Genomic DNA, 24,409 nt, shown 5'->3' with positions numbered 1-24,409 from the left:
CCCTCAGCCGGCGGTCCCGGGCTTCACACCCCAGACGTACACGACGTCGTCGAGCGCGAGCAGATCCCACAGCTTCGCCGCGTCGTCCACGGTGAGGTTGACGCAGCCCGCCGAGCCGCCGCCGTCGTACAGGTCGCCCGGGTGACCGTGCAGCGCCTGACCGCCGTCGAAGAACTGCGAGTACGGCATGGGGGCGTCGTCGTAGAGGTCGGAGACGTGGTCGCGGTCGCGCCAGTAGATGGTGTGCCGCCCCGGCCGCGTCTCCTCGGCGTCGCGGCCGGTACGGACGGCCACGGGTCCGAAGACGACCTTCTTCCCCTTCTGCACCCACAGCAGCTGGCGGTCCATGTCGACGCAGGTCACCCGGCCGGTCTCGACGGGGCAGTTCCCGGCGGCGTTCGGGTCCGGCGTGGCTTCGACGACGAGCACCGCGCGGTACGTACCGAGGTCGGCGAAGCCGTCCGGGTGCGGGCGGCCCCGCTCGGTCTGGAAGGACCGGATCGCCCGGCAGTCGGCGTCGGACTGACGGCCGTCCACGGGCAGCCCGAGGTGGGCCTCCAACTGCCGCTGGTACGGACCGGCCGGCGCGGTGCACGCGGCGTCGCGGCCGGGGAGGGCGGCCGACGGGGCCGCGGTGCACAGCAGCGCCATGGCCGCCGTGGCGACGGTGGCACCGATGAGGCGGTGGGAACGGGACACGGCCGGACCTCCTGCGGGATCAACGGGAACGGTGTGCTGCCGAGCCAATCAGCGGAAACGCCCGGCCGCCCACGAGTGGGCGGCCGGGCGGGTGACCGTGTCAGCCGCGAGCGGCCTTGTGCGTGTCGTCCTTGCAGTCCTTGCCCTTGCAGGGCTCACCGCGGTGGTTGGCCAGCTCCACGGTGACGCCCTCCTCGCTGTTCTCCTCCGTCACCTCGTACGGACCCGAGACCGGGTTCGCCGGAAGGACATAGCCCTCCGGGACGGCGATCTCGCGGAGGTAGTACTCACCGAGCGGCAGGTCGTCGAAGGTGCACTGCCCGTCCTGGTCGGTGGAGCAGCCCGCGTCCGCGAGCGTGTCCGGGTTGGTGCCGCCCGTCTGCAGGCCGGGCACGTCGTTGGTCTCGCGCCACAGCTCGAAGACGGCCCCGGGCAGCGGCTCCCCGTTCTTCGCGTCCGTCTTGTCCAGCGTCAGCGAACCGGTCACCGGCGGGACGGGGGTCTTGGTGTTGACGGCCTCGGCCTGGACGCCGTCCTCCGCGTTGTCCTCGGTCAGGACGAGCGGTCCGAAGACGTTCGGGTCGGGCAGCTCGTAGCCGTCCGGGGCCGCGGTCTCGCGCCAGTAGTAGGTGCCGGGGACCGTCGTCGTGGTGCAGACGCCGTTGGCCGGGGTGGTGCAGTCCGAGACGTGGGTGTCCGGGTCGGCGCCGTCGGTCTGGAGGCCGGGGGTGTCGTTGGTCTCGCGCCACAGCTCGAAGTCGGCCCCGGCCAGCGGGTCTCCGGTCTCGGCGTCGGTCTTCTGCACGCGGACCTCACCGGTCACCGGTGGCACGGGCGTCTGGCTGTTGACGGCCTCGACCTGGACGCCCTGGTCCGCGTTGTCCTCGGTGAGGACGAGGGGTCCGAAGACGTTGGGGTCGGGCAGGTCGTAGCCGTCGGGGGCCGCGGTCTCGCGCCAGTAGTACGTACCCACGGTCGTGGTGTCGGAGCAGACGCCGTTCGCCGGGGTGGTGCAGTCCGAGACGTGCGTGTCCGGGTCGGTACCGTCGGTCTGGAGGCCAGGGATGTCGTTGGTCTCGCGCCAGAGCTCGAAGTCGGCCCCGGCGAGCGGGTCGCCGGTCTCGGCGTCGGTCTTCAGCACGCTCACCGCGCCCGTGACCGGCTGCGGACCACCGCACTCCGGAAGGTCGCCGTCGAAGGGGTAGGCGTGGAACTCCACCCCGGCGTTCTCGCTGGTGTGGGTGAGCGAGCCGGTCGTGAAGAACCTGCCGTTCATGCCGGGCAGGCTCACGGTGGTCATGGACGCCTGCTCGCCCACCAGCACGCTGCCCTGGAACTGCCCGGACCCCTCGAAGGACGCCGTGGTGGCGTCGGGCAGGTTCCACAGCAGCCGCTCGCGGTACTGGCCCAGCGTGGCGCTGCCGCTGGTGGTGTTGATGACGCGGTCCTCCCCGACCACGTTGACCAGGATCGTCGCGTCGGCGGGGATGCCCGTGAACTCGAGGTCCTGGCTGCCGCTGGGGGAGTTCGGGTTGACCAGGTCGAAGTCGACGTTGAACACCTGGAGGCTGGACGTGCCGTCGCCGGTGAACAGTGTCCGGTAGCCCTCGTTGACCGCGGTCCCGGTGGGCGTCCGGGTCTCGCCGTCCGGCCGCGCGTAGCACTGGCTGGCCGCCGTCAGCTCGTCGCGCAGGCCCACGTAAGGGGCCGTCGCGTCGTCGTCCTGGACGGTCGTCCCGGTGACGTTCCCGGTCAGCGCGCCCGCGTAGCGCACGGTGCCCAGCTCGTCGACGAGGCCGCCCGTCGTGTCCAGGGTCTGCCCGGCGGCGATGGTCACGTCGCCGCCGGCGGCCAGGAAGTCCGACTCGCGGGGCGGCGCGACGCGCGACCCCACCCCGACGATCCCGAGGTTGTACAGCGTGCTGCCTGCCGTGTCCTTGTTCTGGTCGAAGTCGTCGAGCACGACGACCCGGCCCTCGGCCTCCGCCGCACGCCCCCGGACGAGGAAGTCGTCACCCACGAAGATGTTGATCCCGTCGTCCCGGCCGGCGATCGGTCCGTTGTTGACGTCGGGAAACGGGTCGGGACAGTCGCCCGGCACACAAGGGCCGAGCCCGCCGGGCAGGGGGGCGGCGGCGGCCGGCGTCGTGCCCAGGCCGAAGGTGACGGCGGGGACGACGGCCGCCAGGACGGCACAGGCCGCACCCGTGGTGCGGGCACGTGAGCGCAGCGCGGCCAGGCGCTGCTTGGGCATGGGTTTCATGGCGGCATCCTGGGAGGCCCGCACCCCGGCCCCGCGCGCGCGACACGAGCCGTTGCGCCGCGCGGCGGGGCGGGGTCACCCGGATGGCGGGGCCGGGCGTCCCGTCAGACCGGGAGGGTCCAGAGCTGGTTGTCGGTGCCGTAGCAGGTCCAGAGCTGGAGCCGGGTGCCGTTGGCCGAGCTGGGGCCGGTCGCGTCCAGGCACTTCCCGGACGCGGGATTCACCAGCTCACCGGTGCTCCGGTGCTGCCAGAGCTGCGCCCCGGTGCCGTTGCAGTCGTAGAGCTGCACCTTCGTGCCGTTCGCGGTCCCGGCCGCTTCGACGTCCAGGCACTTGCCGAGCGCCCGCAGGGTGCCGTCGGCGGCGGTCGTCCACCGCTGGGCGTCGGTGCCGTTGCAGTCGTAGAGCTGGACCGCCGTGCCGTTGGCGGAGCTCGCGCCCGCCACGTCGACGCACTTGCCGCCGTATCCGGTGATCCTGCCGGTGGCGCCGTCGGGCGGGGTGACCGGGCCGCCGTCCTGGCCGGCGGCCCAGGCGATCTCCTGGAGCAGGAGCTGATTCTGCCGGTCGCTCGCGAACGTGGAGGACAGGGCGGTGTCCGTCGCGTAGTCCATCGCGTTGTGCCCGAAGTTGTTGTAGACCATCCGGTAGTCGCGGTTCGACCACACGATCGGGTAATCCCCGCTGTACCAGGTCTGGTTGGGGTCGGTGCCGATGGGGAACGTCGACGGCGCCATGGAGGCGAGGACGTCGATCGCGGGGTTCTTCCGCAGGTCGTTCTGCCAGCTGTACCACTCACTGACCGACGAGGTGATGGTGGCCGGGAGCCCCGCAGTGGCCGGGTGCCCGGGGTCGTCCACGCGCAGCGTCTCCTGCGTGGGACCCCAGGTGTTGGACCGGAACGTACCGGTGCCCAGGAAGGTGTCGTGGTACCAGGGCCAGTCGCTGGTGTCCGTGTTGAACGCGGAGACGTGGAAGCCGACGAACCCGCCGCCGTTGCTCACGTACGACTGGAAGGCGGAGCGCTGCGAGGCGGTGTGCGGGTAGTTGTCGAGGAACATCACGACCTGGTAGCCGGACAGTTCGCTGCTGTTGAGCCGGTTCCAGTCGGTGGTGGCGGTGTACGTGAATCCGTGGGCGGCGCCCTGCTGGGCGAACCAGGCGTTGGCCTCGCGGTCGAAGCTGATGTGCGCCGCGTCGTATGTGCCGTCGTAGAAGGCCAGCACCCGGAACGTACCGGCGGCGGCGGGAGCGGCGTGGGCCGGGGCGGCCTGCAGACCGAGCACGAGGGCGGCCAGGGCGAGGAGCCGGAGCAGGCGGGCGGTGCCGTGTCTGACGCGCATGGGGGACTCCAAGGTGGGCGGAGGAGCGCAGCGGCCGAGCAGACCGGAGTCTGCGCGTGTACACGACAGCCCGTCAAGGTTTCTGTCAGGAAACCTTCCTGGCAGAAAACCGCGCACAACTCGAACGCTGCACATCGGTGCTGCTGACCTGCGACTTCAGAAGGCGTACGAGCATCCTGCGGTTACGCGAAATCGCGGGCCGATTGCCTATAGAAGGTGAAATACCGGCCTGTACAAGGGGGTTGACGTGCAGTCGGCGACGCCTCTAGCTTCACGGCTTGAAATAAGGCGCCCGGCCGAGCTCCTGTCATGCACCTGCCTCTGCATCCCCCACCACAGGAAGGCTCCCCATGCCTCGTTCACCCCATCGCCGCAGACGGCGAACCGCCGCCCTGGCCATGGCGCTGTCCGCCTCGCTGGCCGCCGCCGGGGCCCTGGTCGCCCTCGGCTCGGGGACCGCCGGCGCCGCGACGCCCGGCGCCCTGACCAACACCGGCAACGGCAAGTGCCTCGACGTCACGGACGGCTCGACCGCCGACGGCACGCCCGTCCAGATGTGGACCTGCTACCCCGGCAGCCAGAACCAGAGCTGGACCCTGAACAGCGACGGCTCGGTGACCGCGAAGGGCAAGTGCCTCGACCTGGCCGCGAACGGCACGGCGAACGGCACCGCCGTCCACCTGTGGACCTGCTACGGGAGCCTCGCCAGCCAGAAGTGGCGGCTGACCTCCGCCGGAGACCTGGTCAACACCGCCGCGGACAAGTGCCTGGACATCAAGGACAACAGCAACGCGGACGGCGCCCGCCTTCAGATCTGGGACTGCGCGGGCACCGGCAACCAGAAGTGGAGCTTCTCCGGAGCCGTGGACCCGAGCGACCCCACGGACCCGCCCACCGGCGACAACCCGGACCTCGGCCCGAACACGGTGATCTTCGACCCGTCCATGTCCGCCTCGTCCATCCAGTCGAAGCTGAACAGCATCTTCAGCCAGCAGCAGTCGAACCAGTTCGGCTCCCAGCGCTACGCGGTCCTGTTCAAGCCGGGCACGTACAGCGCGGACGTCAACGTCGGCTTCTACACCCAGGTCGCCGGCCTCGGGCTGTCCCCGGACGCCGTGAACATCAACGGCGCGGTCCACGCCGAGGCCGACTGGTTCCAGGGCAACGCCACCCAGAACTTCTGGCGCGACGCGGAGAACCTGTCCGTCACGCCGAACGGCGGCAGCGACCGCTGGGCCGTCTCGCAGGCGGCACCGTACCGGCGCATGCACGTGCGCGGGAACCTCAAGCTGGACGACGGCGGCTGGTCCAGCGGCGGCTTCATCTCGGATTCCGTGATCGACGGGCAGATCCAGTCGGGCAGCCAGCAGCAGTTCCTGACCAAGAACAGCCGCATGGGCTCCTGGTCCGGCTCCAACTGGAACATGGTCTTCGTCGGCGACCAGGGCGCCCCCGCCCAGTCCTTCCCGACCTACACCACCGTCGCCTCGGCCCCGGTCAACCGCGAGAAGCCCTTCCTGTACGTGGACGACGCGGGCGCCTGGAAGGTCTTCGTCCCCGCCGCACAGACCAACGCATCGGCCACCACCTGGAGCGGCAGGAACCAGGCGGGCTCCTCGCTGCCGCTGGACGACTTCTACATCGCGAAGCCCGGTGCGAGCGCGGCCGACATGAACGCCGCCCTGGCCGCCGGCAAGAACCTCCTCATCACCCCGGGCGTCTACCACCTCAACCAGACGCTCAACGTGACCCGCCCCGACACCGTCGTCCTCGGCATGGGCCTCGCCACCCTCATCCCGGACAACGGCATCACCGCGCTCACCACCGCCGACGTGGACGGCATCAAGATCGCCGGAGTCCTGGTCGACGCAGGCACGGTCAACTCCCAGACCCTGATGCGGATCGGGCCGGACGGATCGTCGGCGAGCCACGCCGCCGACCCCGTCACGCTCAACGACGTGTTCTTCCGCATCGGCGGCGCGACCGTCGGCAAGGCGACCCAGTCGCTGGTCGTCAACACCAACGACACGATCATCGACCACACCTGGATCTGGCGCGCCGACCACGGCAACGGCGGCACGGTCGGCTGGACCACCAACACCGCCGACACCGGGCTCGTCGTAAACGGCCGGAACGTCACCGCGTACGGGCTGTTCGTGGAGCACTACCAGAAGACGCAGGTCATCTGGAACGGCAACGGCGGGCGCACGTACTTCTTCCAGAACGAGCTGCCGTACGACCCGCCCAACCAGAGCGCCTGGAAGAACGGGAACACCAACGGCTACCCCGCCTACAAGGTCGGCGCGTCCGTGACCAGCCACGAAGCCTGGGGCCTCGGGAGCTACGCGTACTTCAACGTCAACCCGTCAGTGGTCGAGGACCACTCCTTCGAGGTGCCCCAGACCTCCGGCGTGAAGTTCCACGACATGGTCACCGTCGTCCTCGGCGGCGCCGGAACGATCAGCCACATCATCAACGGCACCGGAGCGGCCGTCACGCCCAGCAGCAACGTCGCCTACCTCACCACCTACCCGTAAACCGGAGGGACCCCCCCATGCCCAGATCCCGCAGCAGATGGCTCACCGCCCTGCTCGGCGTCGTGCCGCTGGCCGCCGCCGGCCTGGTCGCCACGGCCGCCGCCCCCGCCTCCGCCGCCGCCAACCCCGGCCCCGGCTTCCCCGCGCACTACGCGGCTCCGTACGCGGAGATGTGGAACAGCCCGTCCAGCCTGATGAACGCGTACAACGCGACCGGCAACAAGTACTACACGCTGGCCTTCATCGTCAGCCAGGGCACCTGCAACGCCACCATCAACGGCGACACCCCGGTCACCGACACCGGCTGGAACAACGCGATCAACAGCCTCCGCGCGGTCGGCGGCGACGTCATCGCCTCCTTCGGCGGCGCGAGCGGCAGCGAACTCACCTCCTGCGGCACGGTGTCCGCGATGCAGGCGCAGTACAAGAAGGTCATCGACCAGTTCAACCTGACCCGCATCGACCTGGACATCGAGGGCAGCACCCTCGACAACACCGCCGCCAACGACCGCCGCAACCAGGCACTGGCCAACCTCCAGAAGGACTACGCGGCCCAGGGTCGCAAGCTGGACGTCGACTTCACCCTCCCGGTGAGCCCGAGCGGCCTGGAGTCCAACGGCATCGCGCTCCTGAAGAACGCCAAGAGCCACAATCTGAACGTCAACCTGGTCAACATCATGACCATGGACTACGGCCCCGCCATGGACATGGGCCAGGCCGCGATCAGCGCCGCGAACGGACTGCACGGCCAGCTCGGCCAGATCTGGACCGAGAAGTCCTCCGCCGAGCTGTGGGCGATGGAGGGCAACTGCCCGATGATCGGCGTCAACGACACCGCCGCCGAGGTCTTCACCGTCCAGGACGCCCAGGAACTCGAAGCCTTCGCCGCGAGCAAGGGCATCCAGGAACTCACCTTCTGGTCCCTGGGCCGCGACAACCAGGGCCAGAGCGGCACCCCGCAGAGCACCTGGCAGTTCACCAACACCTTCAAGGCCATCACGGGCGGCGGCGGCCCCGTCGACCCACCGGCCGGCACGACCGCCATCAAGGGCTACGGCGGCAAGTGCGTCGACGTCGCCGGAGCCAACAGCGCCAACGGCACCAAGGTCGACCTCTACACCTGCAACGGCACGTCGGCCCAGCAGTGGACCCGTGACGGCACCACCTTCCGGGCGCTGGGCAAGTGCCTCGACGTCGCGGCGGCCGGCACCGCCAACGGCACGAAGGTCCAGCTCTACGACTGCAACGGCACCGCCGCCCAGTCCTGGACGACCGGCGCCAACGGCAGTCTGGTCAACACGGGTTCGGGCAAGTGCCTCGACGTCACGGACTGGAGCACCACGGACGGCAACCAGCTCCAGATCTGGACGTGCGGCGGCACGGCGAACCAGTCCTGGACCCTGGCCTGACCGGCCCGGCCCGGCGCGACCGGCCTCACCCGCCCCGGTGATGCTGATCGCGCCAGGCCCGTGGCGACATCCCGTACGCGTCCTTGAAGACCTTGCTGAAGTGGGTGGCGTTCACGAAGCCCCAGCTCCGCCCGATCGCCGCCACGGTCCGCGTCTGCCCGGCGGCCCCGGCCAGCTCCCGCTTGCACGCCTCCAGCCGCCGGGCCCGTATCCAGTCCCCGAGGCTGATCCCCGCCCGGGACAGCACGGTGTACAGATGCCGCACGGAGATGCCGTGCGCGGCCGCGATCCGCGCCGCCGACAGGCCGGGCTCGGCCAGATGCTCCCGCATGTAGTGCGTGATCCGCAAGGCGAGCGTCGCCTCCATCGGCTCCCTCGCCGTCGCGGCGTCCGCGTGCCGGGAGACCAGGGCGGCGCGCAGCAGCTCCACGCTGGGCGCCAGCACGGCCTCGGCCCGGTCGCTGCGGTGCAGCTCCTCGCTCCGGGCGAGGTGCGAGAAGTACGTGTACGCCAGCCGCGCGAGCGGGTCCCCGGCGCCGAACGTGAGCGTGGTGGTGTCCCGGATCAGCCGGTCCGGCAGCGCGAGCGCGGAGAGGGGCAGCCGCAGGAAGTGGTGGTCGACCCCCTCGTCGAAGAGCAGCGTGTACGGGGCGTTCGACCGGAACACCGCGAACTCACCGGGCCCGACGACGCATTCCCGCCCGTTCTGCGCGCCCATGCTGGTGCCCGTCACCTGGAGACTGAGGAAGAGCGAGGGCTCCTCGTCCTTCCGCACCAGCTGCTCGGTCCGCCGCAACGTCACCGCCGTCGACCGGGCCGATGACACGCGCAACGCTCCGACCGACCTCACGTCCATCCGGGCCCGGATCTCCCCGTCGGGTGCCCGGTGATCGATGTCCACCGGGACGACGGAATCCCACACCGCGTGCCGGATGATCTCCTCGCGGTCCTGCGGCGGTATGTACGCGGTGTCCAGTGCCGGACTCATGCGCGCCCCCTCGACATGAACGGTCGCAGACGAGTGTGGAGTACACGCTCCCACGGTGCAACGGCTGTGACGCGTGGGGGACATGACGCGGACGCACGCGGGACAAAGGACTCCGCACACACGACAAAGTCACGCGGCCCCGACGCCCCTAGGGTCCTACCACCGTCAACAGGGGGTCTCATGTCCACAGGGACGATCAGGAAGATCAGGGCAGCCGGAGTCGTGACAGCGATGGTCACCGGTCTCCTCGGAGGCGTCGCGGTGGCACCGAGCTCCGCGGCGTCGTGGGAGTGCGACCGCGGCATCTGGGAGTCGAGGGGAGGCGGCGACTACATCAAGATCCCCCACGAGTGGGAGCCGATCATGGTCAACACGAACTGCTACGTGCACAAGGGCGCCCGTGGGGGCGAGGTCGATGCGATCCAGCGCGCGCTGGTCAAGTGCTACAGCCAGAGCATTTCCATCGACGGTGTCTTCGGTGACAAGACCTTCGCGGCCCTGAAGAACGCCCAGCGGGTGGCGGGAGTGACCGCCGACGGCGCGTACGGGCCCAAAACCCGCGACGCGCTGAAGTGGCCCCTCTACAACGAGCCGACCGGCAAGTTCAAGGGCTGCACGAGGCGATGACCGGAGCGGGGGTGCCGTGCGGCACCCCCGCTTCCGCGTACGTGAGGAGAGGGAAGTTGAGACGCCGCAGCACGCACACCCGCCTGCGCGCCGCCGCAGCCTCGGCCGCCGCCTTCGCGGTCGCGGTCGGGATCGGCCTGCCGCAGGCATCCGCCGACAGCCCGCCGCCACGGGCGGCCGACGGCTGGTCCGCCGAGACGGAGGCCGCGCTCAGGGACGACGACGCGGTCAAGGACGCGCAGTCCGCGTTCAAGCCCTCGGCCGTGGCGAAGGACCGCCGCGCCGCCGTACTCGGCGCGGACTACGCCGGTTCCTCGGACCGGGCGTTCACCACCTCCGGCGATGCCACCGGCTTCCACGTGATGGTGGCCGAGGAGAAGAAGGGGTACGGGTGGCGGACCGCGGCCACCCTGTCCGAGGCCGGTTTCGACACGGACACCTGGGTCGGCAACGCCTGCGTGACGGAGTCCGGCAGGTACGCCGCCGTCGCGTACGCGCCCCGGACGTTCACCAACAAGCCCGACCTGATGAGCCGCGGCGCCTTCACCGCGGTGGTCGACCTCGACACCGGAAGCGTCCGCAAGCTGCCCTTCCAGGCGACCCTGGGGTACTTCTCGCCGGGCTGCGGCAGGGGCGAGGAAGCGGTCTTCTCCCAGTTCACCGATGAGGTGTCCTCGGACACCTCCGAGACGCGGCTGATCACCGTCGCCGCGCCGAGCGGGACGACGCACAAGACCCGCCTCGGCGGGCAGATCACCTCGGCCGTACCGGTGGGCGGACACATCGTCGCCGCCCAGGGCCACCGGATCGTACGGATCGACGGGCGGAAGGTGCGGGTGGTCGCCCGGACCCACGGCGTCCCGTTCCAGCTCAAGCCGGACGCGGACGGCGGCGTCACGTTCATCGACCGGCTGCCGGGCGCGGCCCGGTCCGCCGCCCAGGCCGACGCCGAGTCCGAAGCCGCCGTCGCACGTGTCACCGCCGCACAGCTGCGCTCACCGGCGGCGAAGAACACCGCGCAGAGGCTGGCGAAGGGCAAACTGACCGCCTTCGACCTGGCCCGAGCGGCGGACGGCACGGTCTTGGTCACGGGCACGGCTCGTACGGAACCGGGCCGGAAGCTGCCCGGATCGGTGCGGAATCCGGGCGGGATCGCCAAGGACGTGCGGGTCTCCAGTCACGGGCGTGCCGTGCTGTCCACCGGACAGGCGGACGGCAAGGACTCGCCCGCGCACCCGGAGGACGCGCTGTCCGCCCGCCCGGCCCGCATCACACTGACGTCGCTGGGCACCGGCGAGAGCGTGACGCTCGACACCGTGCCGGACCGGCGCGTCGGAAGCGCCACGGCGCAGCGGACCTCCGTCACCGCCAGCCCGGCCCTTCCCGGACCTGCCGCTGCGGGGGCGACTTCATCGGCGATGCCGCCGGTCGAATCCGACCGCACGTGCTCGGTGCCGCGCGGTGACGTCAAGCTGCAGGCGTACCAGCCGACACCGCGGCAGATCGAGTGGGCCGTCGACCAGGCCGTCGTCAGCAATCTGAACGCGAAGGCGAGCCGGCCGGCCGACTGGCGGAACACCGGGATGCCCGCGTACTCCCCGCAGTCGCTGTTCCCGCTGAGCCCGCTGAGCGGCGGAACGGGATCCGACTGGCGGATTCCCGCGCAGATCCTGCTCGGCATCACCGCGCAGGAGTCCAACATGTGGCAGGCCACTCGGTACGCGGTCCCGGGGGTGTCCGCCAACCCGCTGATCGGCAATTACTACGGCGTGAGCTACGCATCGGACGGCGAGCAGGGTGATCCCTGGGCCATCAACTGGTCGGAGGCGGACTGCGGCTACGGGGTCACCCAGGTCACCGACGGCATGCGGCTGCCCGGCAAGGGGCAGCCGACCCTGTCCGAGACCCAGCAGCGGGCCGTCGCGGTGGACTACGCCGCGAACATCGCTGCCGGGGCGGACATCCTCGCCGACAAGTGGAACCAGACCCGCGCGGACGGCCTCGTCGTCAACAACGGCGAGCCCAAGTGGATGGAGAACTGGTTCTACGCGCTGTGGGCCTACAACAGCGGCTACTACCCCAAGGCGGAGGCGGCGGCCAAGAGCGGCAAGTGGGGCGTCGGGTGGACCAACAACCCGGCCAATCCGCTCTGGAAGGAGAACCGCCTGCCGTTCCTGGAGGCGTCGAACGGTGACGACGACTACAGCCACGCCTCGCACCCGCAGGACTGGCCGTACCAGGAGAAGGTCATCGGGTGGGCGGCCCGGCCGATCTCGGCCATGTTCCGGCCCGGCGACTACCAGCCCGGCTACCGCCAGGCCACCTGGAACCAGGTGGAGTACCGGACGATGGCGAAGCCGCCGATCAGCCTCTTCTGCGACACCACCAACGACTGCGACCCGTCGAGGATCGACGAGGGCGCGACGAACGACACCGGCGGCGGCCCGTGCCTGCTGCCGGGCGACAGCTCCGACCCGCTGTACCTGAAGTGCTGGTATCACCAGCCGGTGACGTGGAAGGAATGCGGCAGCGCGATGCGCGCGTGCGGCTACCCACTGCACCGCTTCAACACGACCTATCCGGAACAGGACGACCCGAATCCGCCCGTGTACCCGCCGCGCTGCTCGGCCGAGCTACCCGCGGGCACCCTGATCATCGACGACGTGGCGGACGGCGTCACCCCCACCGGCGCGTCCACGGCGACATCCACCGGCCCGCCGCCGCGCAGCTGCGGCGCGGTGACCTCCAAGGCCGGTACGTTCGGTTTCGACTTCCCCGACCCGTCGGGCCGGATGGACCTGCACCAGATCGGTGCCGGACACGAGAACCACTTCTGGTTCTCCCACACCTACCGCCAGTACGGCACCGAAGCACCCAGGACGAAGGTCACCGGTACCTGGACGCTGGGCACGGCCCACCGGGGCTGGATGCGGGTCTGGGTGCACCTGCCCGACCACGGCGCCCATACGCGTCAGGCCCTCTACACGGTCTCCGGGACGGACTCGACCAGCCCGCAGCGGGCCAAACCGCAGCGGGTGATGTCCAACAAGTGGGTCTCCCTGGGGGTCTTCAACTTCACCGGCACACCCCAGGTGTCCCTGTCGAACATCACCAAGGACGGCAACGGCACCGAAGACATCGCCTGGGACGCCGCCGGGTTCGAACCGCTGGACCGCAAGCCGGCGCACCAGATCGTGACCATGGGGGACTCGTACGCGTCCGGTGAGGGCGTGACCGAGGGTCCGGGCGGCGTCGACTACTACCCGGAGAGCGACTACTACGACGGGAGAACCGAGGCGACGAAGAACTCCTGCCACCGCTCCACGAAGGCCTGGTCACGGCAGGCGGCCCTGCCCGGGACGTCCACGTCGATCGGTGCGCGGGCCGATGCCATGGACCCGGCACTGGACTTCCAGTTCGTCGCCTGTTCAGGAGCCCGGCACTACCACATCCTCGGTGAGGGGCAGAACGGGGAGCTGGGCCAGATCGAACAGGGCTACCTCGATCAGCACACCACCATGGTGGCTTTGTCGATCGGCGGGAACGACATGCGGTTCGCCGACGTCGTGGCCTCCTGCATCAACCCTCTGGTGCTCGACTGCCGCAATACGTCTCTCGCGGCCGTCGATCCGAGCACAGGGGAGAAACTCTCCTACGAGACGGGGCCACTGAGTCTGTGGGCTCCCGATTGGGCCCACCAGATCATCCGTCCGCGTCTGGCAGGCATGCTGCGGACGATCCAGGAACAGGCGCCGAACGCGCGCATCGTGCTGATGGGGTATCCGCGGCTGCTGTCCCTGGATGTGTGCCTGGACCTGATCACCACCGACGAGAAGGTGTGGCTCAATCATCTGGCGGATGTGGTGGCCGCCGAGATGGCGGGAGCTGTCGACGACGCGAATACGCGCTTCGGCACGAACGCCGTGTTCTCGGACCCACGCGACGAGTTCGCGGGGAAGGGCATCTGCGGCAACCCCGAAGGGCTGCACGGCATCATCCTGACCGGCCATTCCGAGGCGGACAGCCGGCCGAACTCGATGAAGTCCTTCCACCCGACCGTCGTGGGCGCCCGGCTGTATGCGGACAGCCTGGAACAGACGCTCAGCGGCGGCTGACGGCACCGGCCGCACGACCGCGGGAGTCCGCCTGTACGCGGACTGCTGGAAGCCACACCGAACGCTGGCTGACCCCAAGAGAAGGGAACTCTTCATGAACACACGCACACGACGGCTGAAGTCCTCCGGCGCGGTGACCCTGGCGCTGGGAGCGCTGCTCGGCGGCGCCCTCGTCTGGGCACCGACCGCGGCGGCGGTGGCGCCTTCGTGCACCGGCGTCTATAGCGCGTACGAGGGCTCCTACGTGACCTCGACCCCCATCGGATTCGACACGGCCGCAGGCAGATACACCTCCGCGTGCACCCTGCACGAGGGTGCGGCCAACGCGGCCGTGAAGTCGCTCCAGCGCAATATGAACGCCTGCTACCGCACGGGCCTGGACGTGGACGGCAAGTTCGGCGCCGCCACCTACGCGGCGGTGAAGTTCGTGCAGCGCCGGGTGGGTGTGACCGTGGACGGCAAGTACGGACCGCAGACCAGAAGTGCCATGGTGTGGGCCCATTGGTCGCGGACGACCGGAAAGATGGTCGCCTGCTTCTGATAGGGCGCGGCCGATGACGAGAGCCCTGCCGGTCCGAGGCGGACCGGCAGGGCTCTCGTGCGTACAAACGCCGCCTGTACTACTCCGCCGTGGCGAGCCCGACGAACCCGGCCCAGGCGTTCTGCGATACGCGGAGGACGGGGCCGGCCGCGTCCTTGGAGTCACGGACGTGTACGGCTCCGGCACCGGTCGCGACCTCAACGCACTGGCCGCCCTCGGTGCCGCTGTAGCTGCTCTTGAACCAGGCGAGGGGTTCGGTGTTGTTCATAGTTCTCCCAGCAACTTCTTGATGAACGCCAGTGACTCTCGCGGGCTGAGAGCCTGCGAACGGATGATCCCATAGCGTGCGGCAGCGAGGACCGTCTGCGAGGCATCGGTTGCCAAGGTGCTCGTGTTGAGGGCCTCGACGTACAGATACTTCTTGCCGTCCTTGCGCGTGATGACGGTGAACGGGCCGTTGACCCCGGCGTTGTCCTCGCAGTCGGTCGGCATCACCTGAAGCTCCACGTTGCCCCGCTCGCCGAAGAGCAGCAGGTGCTCCAACTGCCCCTTTACAACCTCTCGGCCGCCGTACCGGTGCCGCAGGACCGCCTCGTCCATGACGAAGCTCAGGAGCGGCGCAGGACGCCGGTCGAAGATGTCCTGCCTGGCCAACCGGGCTGCCACCCGCTGCTCGATCGTCTCCAGGTCCAGAGGCGGACGACGCATGTCGAGCAGCGCCCGCATGTAAGCCTCCGTCTGAAGAAGGCCGTTGACGACATGTGTGTCGTAGACCAGCAGCTCCATCGCCTGCTTCTCCAACTGCGCCATGCCCTGGAAGAACACCGGGTACTGCGCGTTCTCCACCGGCTCCTTCCACACCGCCAGCAGGTTGTCCGCGCCCAGCTCCTTGTCGGCCTGGTCGATCGCCCTCGGCGGCGGAATCCTCCGGCCCTGCTCGAAGGAGGCGATGGTGGACGCCGAGTAGCCCAGGCGTCGGCCCAGCTCGTCCCGCTGCATGCCCGCCCGTACGCGTAAGGTCTTCAGGCTCTGCCCGAAGGCAAGGACCACATCCTGGCCCGCCTTGTCCGCCGCCTGGACGCCGTCCATCTCCCCGGGGTCCACCTGCTCAGCCGTCATCGCACCCTGCCTCGCTCGATCGCGCCGCGTTCCGCCTACCGGTGCCGTCAGCGCGCGTACAAGGAGATCGCGTCGGTGCGTCACCACTGGTCACGCTACGCCACGGCGAGGACGCTCGTAGCCATGACGAGCAACATCGACAGCCCCCACCGCACCACGCAACCCACCCACCACTTCGCCCACTTGGGCACCCCGAGCTTCGACATGCGGTTCACCTCCACGCCCCGGGGCGCCAGGCTGGCCCGCCGCCTGTCGGCGGTCCGGCTGGACGCGTGGGGTCTGCCGTACGGGACGGAGCCGCACGAGGCGGTCGTCCTGATCACGGCCGAGCTGACGGCGAACGCGGTGCGGCACGGGCACGTGTCGGGGCGGGACTTCCACCTGCTGCTGCGCCTCGTGGAGCGCCCCGGTCCGACGGCCCGGATCGAGGTGACCGACACCCGGGGCGAACACGTCCCGCCCCGCCCCGGCAAGCTCCCGGACGCGGGCCTCGCGGACGACGGGCGCGGCCTGCTGCTGGTCGAGGGCCTGGCCACCCGCTGGGGCTGGTATCCCAGAACGCAGGCACCGGGGAAGACGGTGTGGGCTGAGTACGAGATTCCCCGGCCGGCTTGCGATTGACGCGGCTGTCAGTGCTCGGGGCTAGCGTGCGGTGCATGGGAGCGAAGACAGCGCTACTGGCGTACGCGGACGGGGACGTGGCCCCGGTACTGAAGGCGGCCGGTGAGCCGCGGGCACCGAGAACGGCGGAGTTGGTCGCCCGGGTGTTCCCGGGCCGGGGGCTGGTGTCGACCGAGGGGGATGTCCTGGCCGAATCGACGTATCCGCCGGATGGCATCACGTACGCGGCGAGCTTCACCGGAGTGGACGTGGTCTGCGACCGGCGGCTGATGTTCGACCGCCCGTCGGGACTCCCGGTGCACCACCTGGAGGCCGCCCAGGGCCGTCGCGTGATCCTGCACGCGATGCACAGCGTCTCGGACTGGCTGGCGTTCGCGGTCTGGGAGGAGGGCCGCCTCCGCCGCTCCCTGAGCCTGTCGCCGGACGGGGGCATCGTGGAGAACGTCGGCGACCCGTTCCCCTTCGAGGCGCCGTACTGGGCGGGCGACCGGGCGATGGAGGGCTACGCGCTGCCGTTCCACCCCCTGGAACTGGGCAACGAGGCGCTCCGGTCCCTCTTCGGCTTCCTGCTGGAGGGCAGCCCCTCGCCCGAGGACGTCGACGCGGACAAGGTCACTCTGCTCGGCTTCGCCCTCACGAACGATGGCGCGGTTCACCGCCCGAGGTCAGGTCGCTGAGGTGCCTCTCCAGAGGCGCGCACCGGCGGCGAAGACGATCGGGTCCATGGCGGACAGCTCCGCCCGCACCCGGGCTTCGAGCTCGGTACGTGCATGGGCCGGGAGGGCGTCGAAGCAGGCGCGGGAGCCGTGGGAGAGCCCCCAGTCCCAGAACGTGTCGGCGTCCGGAACGGGGAGGCGTTGGTCGGTGGCGGTCTCACCGATACCGGTGAACCCCGCAGCCGAGAGCTGCCGCTCCGCGTCCAGGGGCCGACTGAGCCGGCCGCGACCGTCGGGGATCAGGGGCTGGAATTCCCGGAAGAGGGCCCCGTAGAGCTCCCACTCCGGCGCGTCCTCGACGTCGCCCGGGACGGAGAAGGAGAACACCCACCGGGAGCGAGCACGCGCCGGACCTCCTGGACCGCAGTAGCTGGATCATCGAGCAGATGGACGACGAACCCTGCGCAGACCAGGTCGAACGAGCTGTCGGGATACTCCAGCCGGTGAACCTCCATCACTCGCGCCTCGCGCACCTGCGGGTACTGGACCGCCAGTCGCTCGACCATCCCGGGAGCGCAGTCCACGGCCGTCACCCGGCAATCTCGGCCAAGCGCGGCAGCGGTCAGCGCGCCGCGCCCGGCCCTCAGGTCGAGGACCCGGGTACCCGGCACCGGAGCGAGCCACGCCATGTGCTGCTGGGCGAACGCCGGCCGCGCCGACCGCTCCAAGCCGCGGTGTAGTGCCGCGGCCGGAAAGGTTCGCCGGGTCGGCGAGGTGCGTCGCTGGATGGCCAGTGACGCCTGATCTGATCGCTGGAGGCGTTTGGTACCGCAGTCGCGGGGCACGGCTCTTCCCCGGCGAATCCACCCTCGGTTATCGTCCGTCCTGTGCCCGTAAACCCAAGCCTGCTCGTTGGTTTCCTGACTCTGTCGGCGTTGCTGTCAGCGATCCCGGGACCATCTGTCCTGCTTGAGACCGGCAGTGCCATCACCTCGGGGCGTCGATCTGCGATGTGGATCGTGCTGGGGAATGCCCTGGGCGGTCTGGTACTTCTGGTGTTGGTGGTCGCTGGCCTTGGAGCAATCGTCGCGGCATCGGCCAAGCTCTTCATGGCGGTCAAGGTCGTCGGCGCGTGCTACCTGTTCTGGCTGGGCTTCAGTGCGCTGCGCTCCGCCCGGTCCAACTCCGTTAACGAGTCCTCCGCCACAGCCGATGTCCCGAGCAGTTCGTGGACGCGATCGGTACGGCAGGGCTTCCTGGTCGGTGTGGCCAACCCGAAGAGCATCGTGTCGCTGATGGCCGTACTACCTCAGTTCGTTGACCACTCGCGCGGGAACCTCGTTCTCCAGATGCTGGTCATCGGCCTCGCCGGAGGCGTGGTCCAGGCACTCATCGAAACCGTCTGGGTTTGTGCCGCCGGAGCCATGCGTACCTGGTTTCAGGCGAAAAGTCGCCGTATCCGGGTGCTGAAGGCCAGCGGCGGAGTTGCCATGATCGCATTCGCCAGCAGGCTCGCAATCGAAAGCCCGTAGAGCCTCCGCTGCCACGACCATGCCGGCCGGCATGTACGTCATGGCGTCAGTGCCGCCGGTGCTGTTTGCGGGACCAGCCGTGCTCCCCAGCAAAGGCCCTTCTCACTGCGGATGCGGGCGCGCTCACGTCGTTGAGCGGCCAGCACGTCGGGATGGCGAGCGTTCTTGTTGCGCCAGCGCAGACAGGCGTGCAGAGCGAGCGTCTGGGCGGCGTGGTTGCGGTGGTTGGAGTTGGCGACCGTGAACTGCCGCAGCGGTCCGAAGCGGGCCTCGCGGATGGACCAGCGGTTGAAAGGCTGACCGAGCTTGGTCGGGCGGGTGATGGCCGTCTCGATGACGAAGTCCTCTTCGTCACGGTTGAGCAGGCGGGGACGGCCTCCCGCCCTTCGAGGGTCCAGGCAGTCAAGTCTGATCTCGTTGAACCGGTGGATCACATCCCGGACGGTGTCCTCGTCGGCCTGCACCGGCTTCGCGATCACCGGGATCCGGTTGCCGCCGGCCGAGGCGAGCAGCATCACCGCGCGCCGGTAGCCCACTGAGCCGGCGCTGCCCCGGCGCACGATCTGCTGCAGTTCCTGCCCCTCCTGGTCAGTCAGCCTGCGTACACGTACAGGCTCAGCCGCCCCACACCTCCAGTACCCGGATGGACGTCTCAGGACATCCAACCGCCGGAATGACATACCCGGCGAACCTTTCCGGTCAGAGCACTAGCCGATCGAGAAGGTGGCGCCGGGGGCGGCGTGATCGACGGAACCGCCGAACCGCGCCGAGGCACGAGCCACTGCCTGCTGGGGTGTGAGGAAGCGGCCGACGTGCGTGACGATCAGTCGGCCCGCCCCGGCCTTATTCGCGGTGTCGCCGGTGTCCTCGGGCGTGTGGTGCACCTGTTCGCCCTCCGACGGTGCCTGCGCACTCTCGGCTTCGCACAGCAGCACGTCGCATCCCTCGGCCAGTTCCGTGAGGCTCGGGCACGGTGCCGTGTCTCCGGAGTACACCAGTGATCTGCCTGCCGCCTCGATGCGCACGGCGAAGGCCGGCATGCCGTGCGACACCGCCCGGCTGGTCAGGCGGAGCGAGCCGACGGCCGCCTGGTGCCCGTCGTGCAACTCGGCGACGGAGAAGGCGGATTCGATAGGGCTACGGGCTGGAGTGTGAGTGAGGAAGCCGGCCAGCCGGTCGGCGATTCCGGGCGGACCGTAGAGGGGGATAGGCGCTGCGAGGCGGATGTCTGCGTACAGGGCTCCGTAGTACGCGGTGAGCAGGTCCGCGCTGTGATCGGCGTGCAGATGCGAGATCCAGATCGCGTCGAGTTCATCCAGCCGCACGTGCCGCTGCAGTGGGCCGAGCGTCCCGCTCCCCGCGTCCACCCAGATACGGGTGTCCCCGCTCGACACCAGATAGCCGGAACAAGGATTGTCCGCGCTCGGGTAAGGCGTCGCGCAGCCCAGGACCGTGAGGCGAAGAAGCTCGTCACTCATCCCGAGATCCTAGGGCGTGTTTCGAAAGTCCCGCCTGTCCGGCGACGCCTGGCACGCACGCTCGCCGCGTTGTCGGGATCACCCCGATACACCCAGTATCGGGGCGACCCTCCGCCTTGCGATCGCACGCACCAGACGCCGCCGGACCCGCCCTGCGGGCGGACGGCGCTACTTCCGAAACACGCCCTAGAACAGAGTTACGGGAAGCGACGTCTGGAAGACAGCTGCCCCGCAGCGCGGTTCTGTGCGCGTGCGGCCCGAACAGCGAGTGCGCCCGCCGCCCGACGCCACGGCTTGCCGTTGACGTAACGGCAGCTTCTACGGTCGTGGGACAGGGCCGGAAACACCGGCCCGGAACGGCGAAGCGCGGGGTGACGGTGGTGGAGTGGTCGATCGCTGAAGTGGCCCGGATGTCCGGGGTGACCGCGCGGACGCTGCGGCACTACGACGCGGTCGGGCTGTTGCGGCCCGCCCGGACGGGGGCGGGCGGGCTGCGGTACTACGGCGAGCGCCAGCTCCTGCGGCTCCAGCAGATCCTGGTCCTGCGGGAGCTGGGGCTCGGGCTGGAGGACATCGGCCGCGTCCTGGCCGAGCAGGTCGACGCGGTGGAGGCCCTGCGCGGCCACCACCGGCGGCTGCTGGCCGAACGGGACCGGCTCGACACCCTGGCCGCCACCGTCTCGCGCACGATCGCCGAACTGGAACAGTCCAGGAAGGACGACGCACCCATGACCATCAACCGACCGGAGAACCTGTTCGAGGGCGTACAGCCGACCCAGTACCAGGAGAGCCTGCGCGACTTCCCCGCCCACGCCGAGCGGGTCGCCCAGCACGTCGCCGCGATGAGCCCGGAGGACATCGCGGCCGGGCAGCGGGACCGCACGGCCCGCATGATCCGCCTCGCCGAGCTCCGGGCCGCCGGACACGCGGCCGACTCCGCACCGGTCCAGGCCGAGATCGAGGCCCACTACCGGCTGCTCTCCGCGCTGCGACCGGTCGCCGCCGACGAGCACCTGGCCATGGGGCGCTCCGTCGTGGACAACCCCGAGTGGCGAGCGGCCTACGAGGCGATCGCCCCCGGCCTCGCGGCGTTCCAGCGCGACGCCATCGAGGCGTACACGGCCGAACACCTCGCCTGAAAGCGGACGGGGGCCGCCCCGGCGGACGGGGCGGCCCCTCGGAGCCGTAAGGCCAGGTGCGGGCCGATGTGCGACGATCGCTCGAATGACGGGCGTGAGCGGGGATTTCGAGCTGTCCATGGCCGAGCTGCGCGTCGTGGCGCGGTACGCCGCAGAGTCGGCGCAAGGAGTCCTGGCGGTGTTCGAGGACGCCCACCCCGACGACGGCAGGCCGCGGGCCGCCCTCGCGGCGGCCCGGGAGTTCATCGACGGCGCGCCCCGGAGCAGGCTCCAGCGCGTCACGTCGATGGACGCGCACCGCGCGGCGAAGGACGCGGCCACCGAAGCCGCACGCCTCGCCGCGCAGGCGGCGGGCGACGCCGCGTCCGCCGCCTACCTGCATCCCATCGCCAAGGCCCACCAGGTCGGCCACATCCTCCGGGCCGCCGCGAACGCGGCCCGCATCGCGGAGATCGAGGCGGGGGAGGACCCCGAGGCCGGGAACCGGGTACTCGAAGGGGCCCGCGAACGGGCCACGCCCGTCCTGATCGACGTCCTCCGCCGTTACCCGCCCGCGCCCGGCGGCAGGAGTCGCGCCGCGCACCTCATGGCCGCGCTGGACGCCTCCCTCCGCCGGGCGCCGTGACCGCTTGCCCGCGCCTCCGCTCAGCAGCCGACGCTGCCCCGCCGCAACGCGTGCCCGCCGTCATTCGCGTCGTCCGACCAGTACACCGGCTTCGAGCCCGACACGCACTCGCCGGCGCCGGACAGCGCGAAGCCCTCGTTGTTGTAGTTCGGCATGCCGGACGGGCGGTTGTACGTGCCGGTCACGGCGAATGCGCCCGCCGCGTTGACCGTCAGCGTCTGGTGGCGGCCGTCGCACGTGTCGTCGCAGACCGCCCAGAGGCGGGAAGCCTGGGGCTCCCACTGGAGCTCCATCACGCCGGACAGGCCGCTGCTGAAGGAGGCGATCCGGGTGTACGAACCGGAGTCGGCGAGGACGTAGCCGTACACCATGCCCGTGCCCTCGACGCCGACAAAGAAGACGCCGTTGCCGTGGGCGCCGTAGTGGGCCGGGTCGTACGCCGCGCCCGTCGAGGCGTCCTTGAATCCGGCGCCCGTCAGCGACGCGTCCGGCACCCAAGTAACCGCCTCCAGGCCCAGGTTGGAGCCGGTCGACGGGAGGTCAGAGGTGAGGTTCCACTCCTTGGCGGCCGTCAGCGACGAGCCCGTACCGCTCACGTCGTACCGCAGCACCGACAGGCGGCTCGTGCCCGAGGCGTCCCCGTTGCGCTCGCTCGCGACGAAGACACCGGCCGGGGTCGCGGTCACCCCCTCACTGTCCGGGCTGCCGGAGCCGCCCGGGAAGCGCAGGGACTTGCCCGAGGACCAGCCGTTCGCGGTGTCGGGCTTCCAGCCGCCCGAGCCGTCCCGCACCAGGCGCCACAGCTTGCCGCTGTTCTGCGCCGCCCACAGGACGCTGCCGTCCTGGTAGAGCCCGCTCAGGTCCTCGCCGAACACGTTCGAGCCGTCCGCGGTGGCGACCGAGCTGCCGCCCGGCCACGCCACGGGGGCGGTCGAGCCCTCGCCCGGACCGCAGTCGTTCGCGCCGCCCAGAGTCACCGACGCCGCCTGCGCGAAGGACCCCGTGCCGTCGGCGCAGCGCGACCAGGACGGGGCCGAGTGCGTGCTCCACGAGAAGCCGTCCACCTGCGTCCCGCCGTCCGCCAGGTAGAGCCGGGCCTGGTCCGCCGAGCCGAGACCGAACGCGCCGCTGACGTCGAAGGCGCGGAAGCCGCCCGGTGCCAGCGTCGTGCCGGAGGGGATCTTGTACGAGTGGCCGTTGTCGTCGTCCTTCAGAATCCAGCCCGACACGTCGACCGACGCGGTGCCCTTGTTGTACAGCTCGACCGAGTCGTTCACGGCGCCGGTCGTCACCACCTCGTTGATCCGTACGTCATCGGCCGGGGCCGCGTGAGCCGCCGGGACGCCGGTGAGCGCACCGGCCGCCAGCAGCGGCGCGGCGACGAGGAAGCGGGCGAGGGCGCGGGGCCGCCGGGGGCGGGAGGGCGATGCGGTCACGTGGGTCCATCCTGAGGTCGTCGGGGTCGGGCGGCCCGACGCTCCCGGCCCAGCCCGAACGGGGAGCCGCCCCGCAGGAAGACTTCCCGCGAACGCCGGACGAATTCTGCGGGGCGCGGCCCGACGACGCCCGATGCGTGAATGCGCTTCCATGCTGCGTCCCCTCATGTGGGAACATCTCCCCACCACAGGGGAAGAGAGGTGACGCGGCGCGATGAGTACTCCGACGGTGTACGACGTTGCCGAGCGGGCGGGGGTCTCCATCGCCACGGTGTCCAGGGTGTACCGCAGCCCGGAATCGGTGCGCGGCGAGACCCGCGAGCGCGTGCTGGCCAGCGCGCGCGAACTGGGCTACGTGCCCAGCGGCAGCGCCCGCGGCCTCGCCAGCCGCAGCACCGGGGTCCTGGGCCTGTGCTACCCGGACTTCCACGACGCGGAGGCCGACAGCGCGCCCGCCGCCGAGCCCGGCGAGGTCACCCTCTACTCCGACGAGGTCATAAGGGGCATGGAGCGCGCCGCGCGGCGCCACGGCTACGCGCTGCTCATCGCCTCCTCGCACGCCGACGACGCGGGCGCCCGGCTCACCGAGGTCGCGGGGCGGGTGGACGGACTCGCCGTCCTCGCCCAGGCGGTGCCCGACGAGACCCTGGAGATGGTGGCCAGGCGGGTCCCGGTCGTGCTCCTCGCCGGGGAGCCGTACGACGGCATCGACCACGTGAAAGTGGCCAACTTCGACGGACAGCTGCAGATCACGAGGCACCTGCTCGGCACCCACCGGCTGCGGCGGCTCGCGTTCGTCGGAGGGCCGGAGGACTCCCCGGACGGGGAGGCCCGGTTCCTCGGCTACCAGGCCGCCCACCTCGAAGCCGGCCTCCCGCTCCCCAAGGCCCCCGACCTGCGGGGCGACCTCACCCAGGCCGCCGGACGCCGGGCGGTGGAGACGCTGTTCGGGGCGGCGGGGGAGGGGGCCCGGCCTCAGGGCCTGGTGTTCGCCAACGACCAGATGGCCGTGGGCGCGCTGCACGCCCTGGAGGCACGCGGCATCGACGTGCCCGGGGACATCGCCGTGACCGGCTTCGACGGCATCCCGCTCAGCAGGCTCGTGCGGCCGGCGCTCACGACGGTCCGGCAGCCGATGGGACAGCTGGGCGTGGAGGCCGTCGAACTGCTGGTGGCCCGGCTCTCCGAGCGCGAGAGACCCCCTCAGGAACGGCTTCTGCCCGTCTCCGCGGTGCTGCGCCGCAGCTGCGGCTGCCCGGCGGACGCGTCGGCGTAGGCCCC

At 70.4% G+C, this 24,409-nt stretch carries 22 protein-coding genes; 11 read left to right on the top strand and 11 right to left on the bottom strand.

From position 1 onward, the window contains the following. Nucleotides 1–3 precede the first annotated feature (3 nt). The 3 genes from AB0L33_RS20705 to AB0L33_RS20695 all read right to left on the bottom strand — a co-directional run bounded on the left by AB0L33_RS20705 (nt 4) and on the right by AB0L33_RS20695 (nt 4,305). On the bottom strand, nt 4–699 hold the full coding sequence (locus tag AB0L33_RS20705; RefSeq protein WP_365683411.1) for a L,D-transpeptidase: 696 nt from the start codon (nt 697–699) through the stop codon (nt 4–6). Between the two features lie 100 nt (nt 700–799). Next, nucleotides 800–2,962 carry a choice-of-anchor A family protein gene (locus AB0L33_RS20700; RefSeq protein ID WP_365683409.1) on the bottom strand — a complete coding sequence of 721 codons (2,163 nt, stop codon included), beginning with the start codon at nt 2,960–2,962 and terminating at the stop codon, nt 800–802. A gap of 104 nt (nt 2,963–3,066) precedes the next feature. Beyond that, a complete protein-coding gene (locus AB0L33_RS20695; protein ID WP_365683407.1) occupies nt 3,067–4,305 on the bottom strand; it encodes a ThuA domain-containing protein in 1,239 nt (412 codons plus the stop codon). 398 nt (nt 4,306–4,703) lie between these two features. On the opposite strand from AB0L33_RS20695, the gene AB0L33_RS20690 reads away from it, so the two are divergent. Both AB0L33_RS20690 and AB0L33_RS20685 read left to right on the top strand, forming a co-directional pair. Beyond that, the gene (locus AB0L33_RS20690) at nt 4,704–6,842 is read left to right on the top strand and encodes an RICIN domain-containing protein (RefSeq protein WP_365683542.1); all 2,139 of its coding nucleotides are present in this window, start codon (nt 4,704–4,706) and stop codon (nt 6,840–6,842) included. A 17-nt stretch (nt 6,843–6,859) separates the two neighbouring features. Then, entirely contained in the window at nt 6,860–8,251 is a 1,392-nt protein-coding gene (locus tag AB0L33_RS20685; protein ID WP_365683405.1) for a ricin-type beta-trefoil lectin domain protein, read from the top strand. A gap of 25 nt (nt 8,252–8,276) precedes the next feature. Here AB0L33_RS20685 and AB0L33_RS20680 read toward each other — a convergent pair whose 3' ends face one another. After that, a complete protein-coding gene (locus AB0L33_RS20680; RefSeq protein ID WP_365683402.1) occupies nt 8,277–9,239 on the bottom strand; it encodes a helix-turn-helix domain-containing protein in 963 nt (320 codons plus the stop codon). Nucleotides 9,240–9,419: 180 nt separating this feature from the next. Here AB0L33_RS20680 and AB0L33_RS20675 point away from each other — a divergent pair, with 180 nt between their 5' ends. From AB0L33_RS20675 to AB0L33_RS20665, 3 genes are all read left to right on the top strand, one after another. Then, nucleotides 9,420–9,866, top strand: coding sequence for a peptidoglycan-binding domain-containing protein (locus tag AB0L33_RS20675; protein ID WP_365683400.1), 447 nt, complete (start codon nt 9,420–9,422; stop codon nt 9,864–9,866). 56 nt (nt 9,867–9,922) lie between these two features. Beyond that, nucleotides 9,923–13,981 carry an SGNH/GDSL hydrolase family protein gene (locus AB0L33_RS20670; protein WP_365683398.1) on the top strand — a complete coding sequence of 1,353 codons (4,059 nt, stop codon included), beginning with the start codon at nt 9,923–9,925 and terminating at the stop codon, nt 13,979–13,981. Nucleotides 13,982–14,075: 94 nt separating this feature from the next. Further along, entirely contained in the window at nt 14,076–14,522 is a 447-nt protein-coding gene (locus tag AB0L33_RS20665) for a peptidoglycan-binding domain-containing protein (protein ID WP_365683396.1), read from the top strand. Nucleotides 14,523–14,601: 79 nt separating this feature from the next. Here AB0L33_RS20665 and AB0L33_RS20660 read toward each other — a convergent pair whose 3' ends face one another. Beyond that, nucleotides 14,602–14,790 (bottom strand): DUF397 domain-containing protein, encoded by a 189-nt coding sequence (locus AB0L33_RS20660; RefSeq protein WP_365683394.1) that lies wholly within the window; start codon nt 14,788–14,790, stop codon nt 14,602–14,604. Beyond that, nucleotides 14,787–15,641, bottom strand: a complete 855-nt coding sequence (locus AB0L33_RS20655; protein WP_365683392.1) for a helix-turn-helix transcriptional regulator — start codon at nt 15,639–15,641, stop codon at nt 14,787–14,789. The genes AB0L33_RS20660 and AB0L33_RS20655 overlap by 4 nt, the downstream gene beginning before the upstream one ends. Nucleotides 15,642–15,764: 123 nt before the next feature. Between AB0L33_RS20655 and AB0L33_RS20650 the strand changes: the two genes are divergently transcribed. Together AB0L33_RS20650 and AB0L33_RS20645 are read left to right on the top strand one after the other, a co-directional pair. Continuing rightward, nucleotides 15,765–16,262, top strand: a complete 498-nt coding sequence (locus AB0L33_RS20650; protein ID WP_365683390.1) for an ATP-binding protein — start codon at nt 15,765–15,767, stop codon at nt 16,260–16,262. 35 nt (nt 16,263–16,297) lie between these two features. Then, on the top strand, nt 16,298–16,939 hold the full coding sequence (locus tag AB0L33_RS20645) for a hypothetical protein (protein WP_365683388.1): 642 nt from the start codon (nt 16,298–16,300) through the stop codon (nt 16,937–16,939). Here AB0L33_RS20645 and AB0L33_RS20640 read toward each other — a convergent pair. Continuing rightward, the gene (locus tag AB0L33_RS20640; protein ID WP_365683386.1) at nt 16,928–17,305 is read right to left on the bottom strand and encodes a hypothetical protein; all 378 of its coding nucleotides are present in this window, start codon (nt 17,303–17,305) and stop codon (nt 16,928–16,930) included. The genes AB0L33_RS20645 and AB0L33_RS20640 overlap by 12 nt on opposite strands. After that, entirely contained in the window at nt 17,218–17,607 is a 390-nt protein-coding gene (locus AB0L33_RS20635) for a class I SAM-dependent methyltransferase (protein WP_365683540.1), read from the bottom strand. The genes AB0L33_RS20640 and AB0L33_RS20635 overlap by 88 nt, the downstream gene beginning before the upstream one ends. 198 nt (nt 17,608–17,805) lie before the next feature. On the opposite strand from AB0L33_RS20635, the gene AB0L33_RS20630 reads away from it, so the two are divergent. Further along, complete coding sequence (locus tag AB0L33_RS20630) at nt 17,806–18,450, top strand: LysE family translocator (protein WP_365683384.1); 645 nt, start codon at nt 17,806–17,808, stop codon at nt 18,448–18,450. A gap of 38 nt (nt 18,451–18,488) precedes the next feature. Here AB0L33_RS20630 and AB0L33_RS20625 read toward each other — a convergent pair whose 3' ends face one another. Both AB0L33_RS20625 and AB0L33_RS20620 read right to left on the bottom strand, forming a co-directional pair. Next, the gene (locus tag AB0L33_RS20625; protein WP_365683382.1) at nt 18,489–19,130 is read right to left on the bottom strand and encodes a helix-turn-helix domain-containing protein; all 642 of its coding nucleotides are present in this window, start codon (nt 19,128–19,130) and stop codon (nt 18,489–18,491) included. Between the two features lie 27 nt (nt 19,131–19,157). Continuing rightward, nucleotides 19,158–19,928: an MBL fold metallo-hydrolase gene (locus tag AB0L33_RS20620; RefSeq protein WP_365683380.1), complete on the bottom strand. Its 771-nt coding sequence runs from the start codon at nt 19,926–19,928 to the stop codon at nt 19,158–19,160. Between the two features lie 380 nt (nt 19,929–20,308). On the opposite strand from AB0L33_RS20620, the gene AB0L33_RS20615 reads away from it, so the two are divergent. Together AB0L33_RS20615 and AB0L33_RS20610 are read left to right on the top strand one after the other, a co-directional pair. Next, entirely contained in the window at nt 20,309–21,067 is a 759-nt protein-coding gene (locus AB0L33_RS20615; RefSeq protein WP_365683537.1) for a MerR family transcriptional regulator, read from the top strand. A gap of 85 nt (nt 21,068–21,152) precedes the next feature. Further along, on the top strand, nt 21,153–21,692 hold the full coding sequence (locus tag AB0L33_RS20610; protein ID WP_365683378.1) for a putative immunity protein: 540 nt from the start codon (nt 21,153–21,155) through the stop codon (nt 21,690–21,692). Between the two features lie 20 nt (nt 21,693–21,712). On the opposite strand, the gene AB0L33_RS20605 is transcribed toward AB0L33_RS20610, so the two are convergent. Beyond that, complete coding sequence (locus AB0L33_RS20605) at nt 21,713–23,128, bottom strand: lamin tail domain-containing protein (RefSeq protein ID WP_365683376.1); 1,416 nt, start codon at nt 23,126–23,128, stop codon at nt 21,713–21,715. Nucleotides 23,129–23,342: 214 nt separating this feature from the next. On the opposite strand from AB0L33_RS20605, the gene AB0L33_RS20600 reads away from it, so the two are divergent. Next, nucleotides 23,343–24,404: a LacI family DNA-binding transcriptional regulator gene (locus AB0L33_RS20600; RefSeq protein ID WP_365683374.1), complete on the top strand. Its 1,062-nt coding sequence runs from the start codon at nt 23,343–23,345 to the stop codon at nt 24,402–24,404. Nucleotides 24,405–24,409: the final 5 nt, after the last annotated feature.

It is taken from the genome of Streptomyces sp. NPDC052299 (assembly GCF_040679335.1).
GTDB lineage: Bacteria > Actinomycetota > Actinomycetes > Streptomycetales > Streptomycetaceae > Streptomyces.
The sequence above is the reverse complement of the archived record's forward strand: the minus strand, read 5'-3'. Positions and strand labels throughout refer to the sequence as shown.

Excerpts from the sequence above, each read along its gene's own strand:
- AB0L33_RS20700 (WP_365683409.1), bottom strand. The coding sequence starts at position 2,962 with ATGAAACCCATGCCCAAGCAGCGCCTGGCCGCGCTGCGCTCACGTGCC.
- AB0L33_RS20695 (WP_365683407.1), bottom strand. The coding sequence starts at position 4,305 with ATGCGCGTCAGACACGGCACCGCCCGCCTGCTCCGGCTCCTCGCCCTG.
- AB0L33_RS20690 (WP_365683542.1), top strand. The coding sequence starts at position 4,704 with ATGGCGCTGTCCGCCTCGCTGGCCGCCGCCGGGGCCCTGGTCGCCCTC.
- AB0L33_RS20685 (WP_365683405.1), top strand. The coding sequence starts at position 6,860 with ATGCCCAGATCCCGCAGCAGATGGCTCACCGCCCTGCTCGGCGTCGTG.
- AB0L33_RS20680 (WP_365683402.1), bottom strand. The coding sequence starts at position 9,239 with ATGAGTCCGGCACTGGACACCGCGTACATACCGCCGCAGGACCGCGAG.
- AB0L33_RS20675 (WP_365683400.1), top strand. The coding sequence starts at position 9,420 with ATGTCCACAGGGACGATCAGGAAGATCAGGGCAGCCGGAGTCGTGACA.
- AB0L33_RS20665 (WP_365683396.1), top strand. The coding sequence starts at position 14,076 with ATGAACACACGCACACGACGGCTGAAGTCCTCCGGCGCGGTGACCCTG.
- AB0L33_RS20660 (WP_365683394.1), bottom strand. The coding sequence starts at position 14,790 with ATGAACAACACCGAACCCCTCGCCTGGTTCAAGAGCAGCTACAGCGGC.
- AB0L33_RS20655 (WP_365683392.1), bottom strand. The coding sequence starts at position 15,641 with ATGACGGCTGAGCAGGTGGACCCCGGGGAGATGGACGGCGTCCAGGCG.
- AB0L33_RS20650 (WP_365683390.1), top strand. The coding sequence starts at position 15,765 with ATGACGAGCAACATCGACAGCCCCCACCGCACCACGCAACCCACCCAC.
- AB0L33_RS20645 (WP_365683388.1), top strand. The coding sequence starts at position 16,298 with ATGGGAGCGAAGACAGCGCTACTGGCGTACGCGGACGGGGACGTGGCC.
- AB0L33_RS20635 (WP_365683540.1), bottom strand. The coding sequence starts at position 17,607 with ATGGCGTGGCTCGCTCCGGTGCCGGGTACCCGGGTCCTCGACCTGAGG.
- AB0L33_RS20625 (WP_365683382.1), bottom strand. The coding sequence starts at position 19,130 with ATGTCATTCCGGCGGTTGGATGTCCTGAGACGTCCATCCGGGTACTGG.
- AB0L33_RS20620 (WP_365683380.1), bottom strand. The coding sequence starts at position 19,928 with ATGAGTGACGAGCTTCTTCGCCTCACGGTCCTGGGCTGCGCGACGCCT.
- AB0L33_RS20610 (WP_365683378.1), top strand. The coding sequence starts at position 21,153 with ATGACGGGCGTGAGCGGGGATTTCGAGCTGTCCATGGCCGAGCTGCGC.
- AB0L33_RS20600 (WP_365683374.1), top strand. The coding sequence starts at position 23,343 with ATGAGTACTCCGACGGTGTACGACGTTGCCGAGCGGGCGGGGGTCTCC.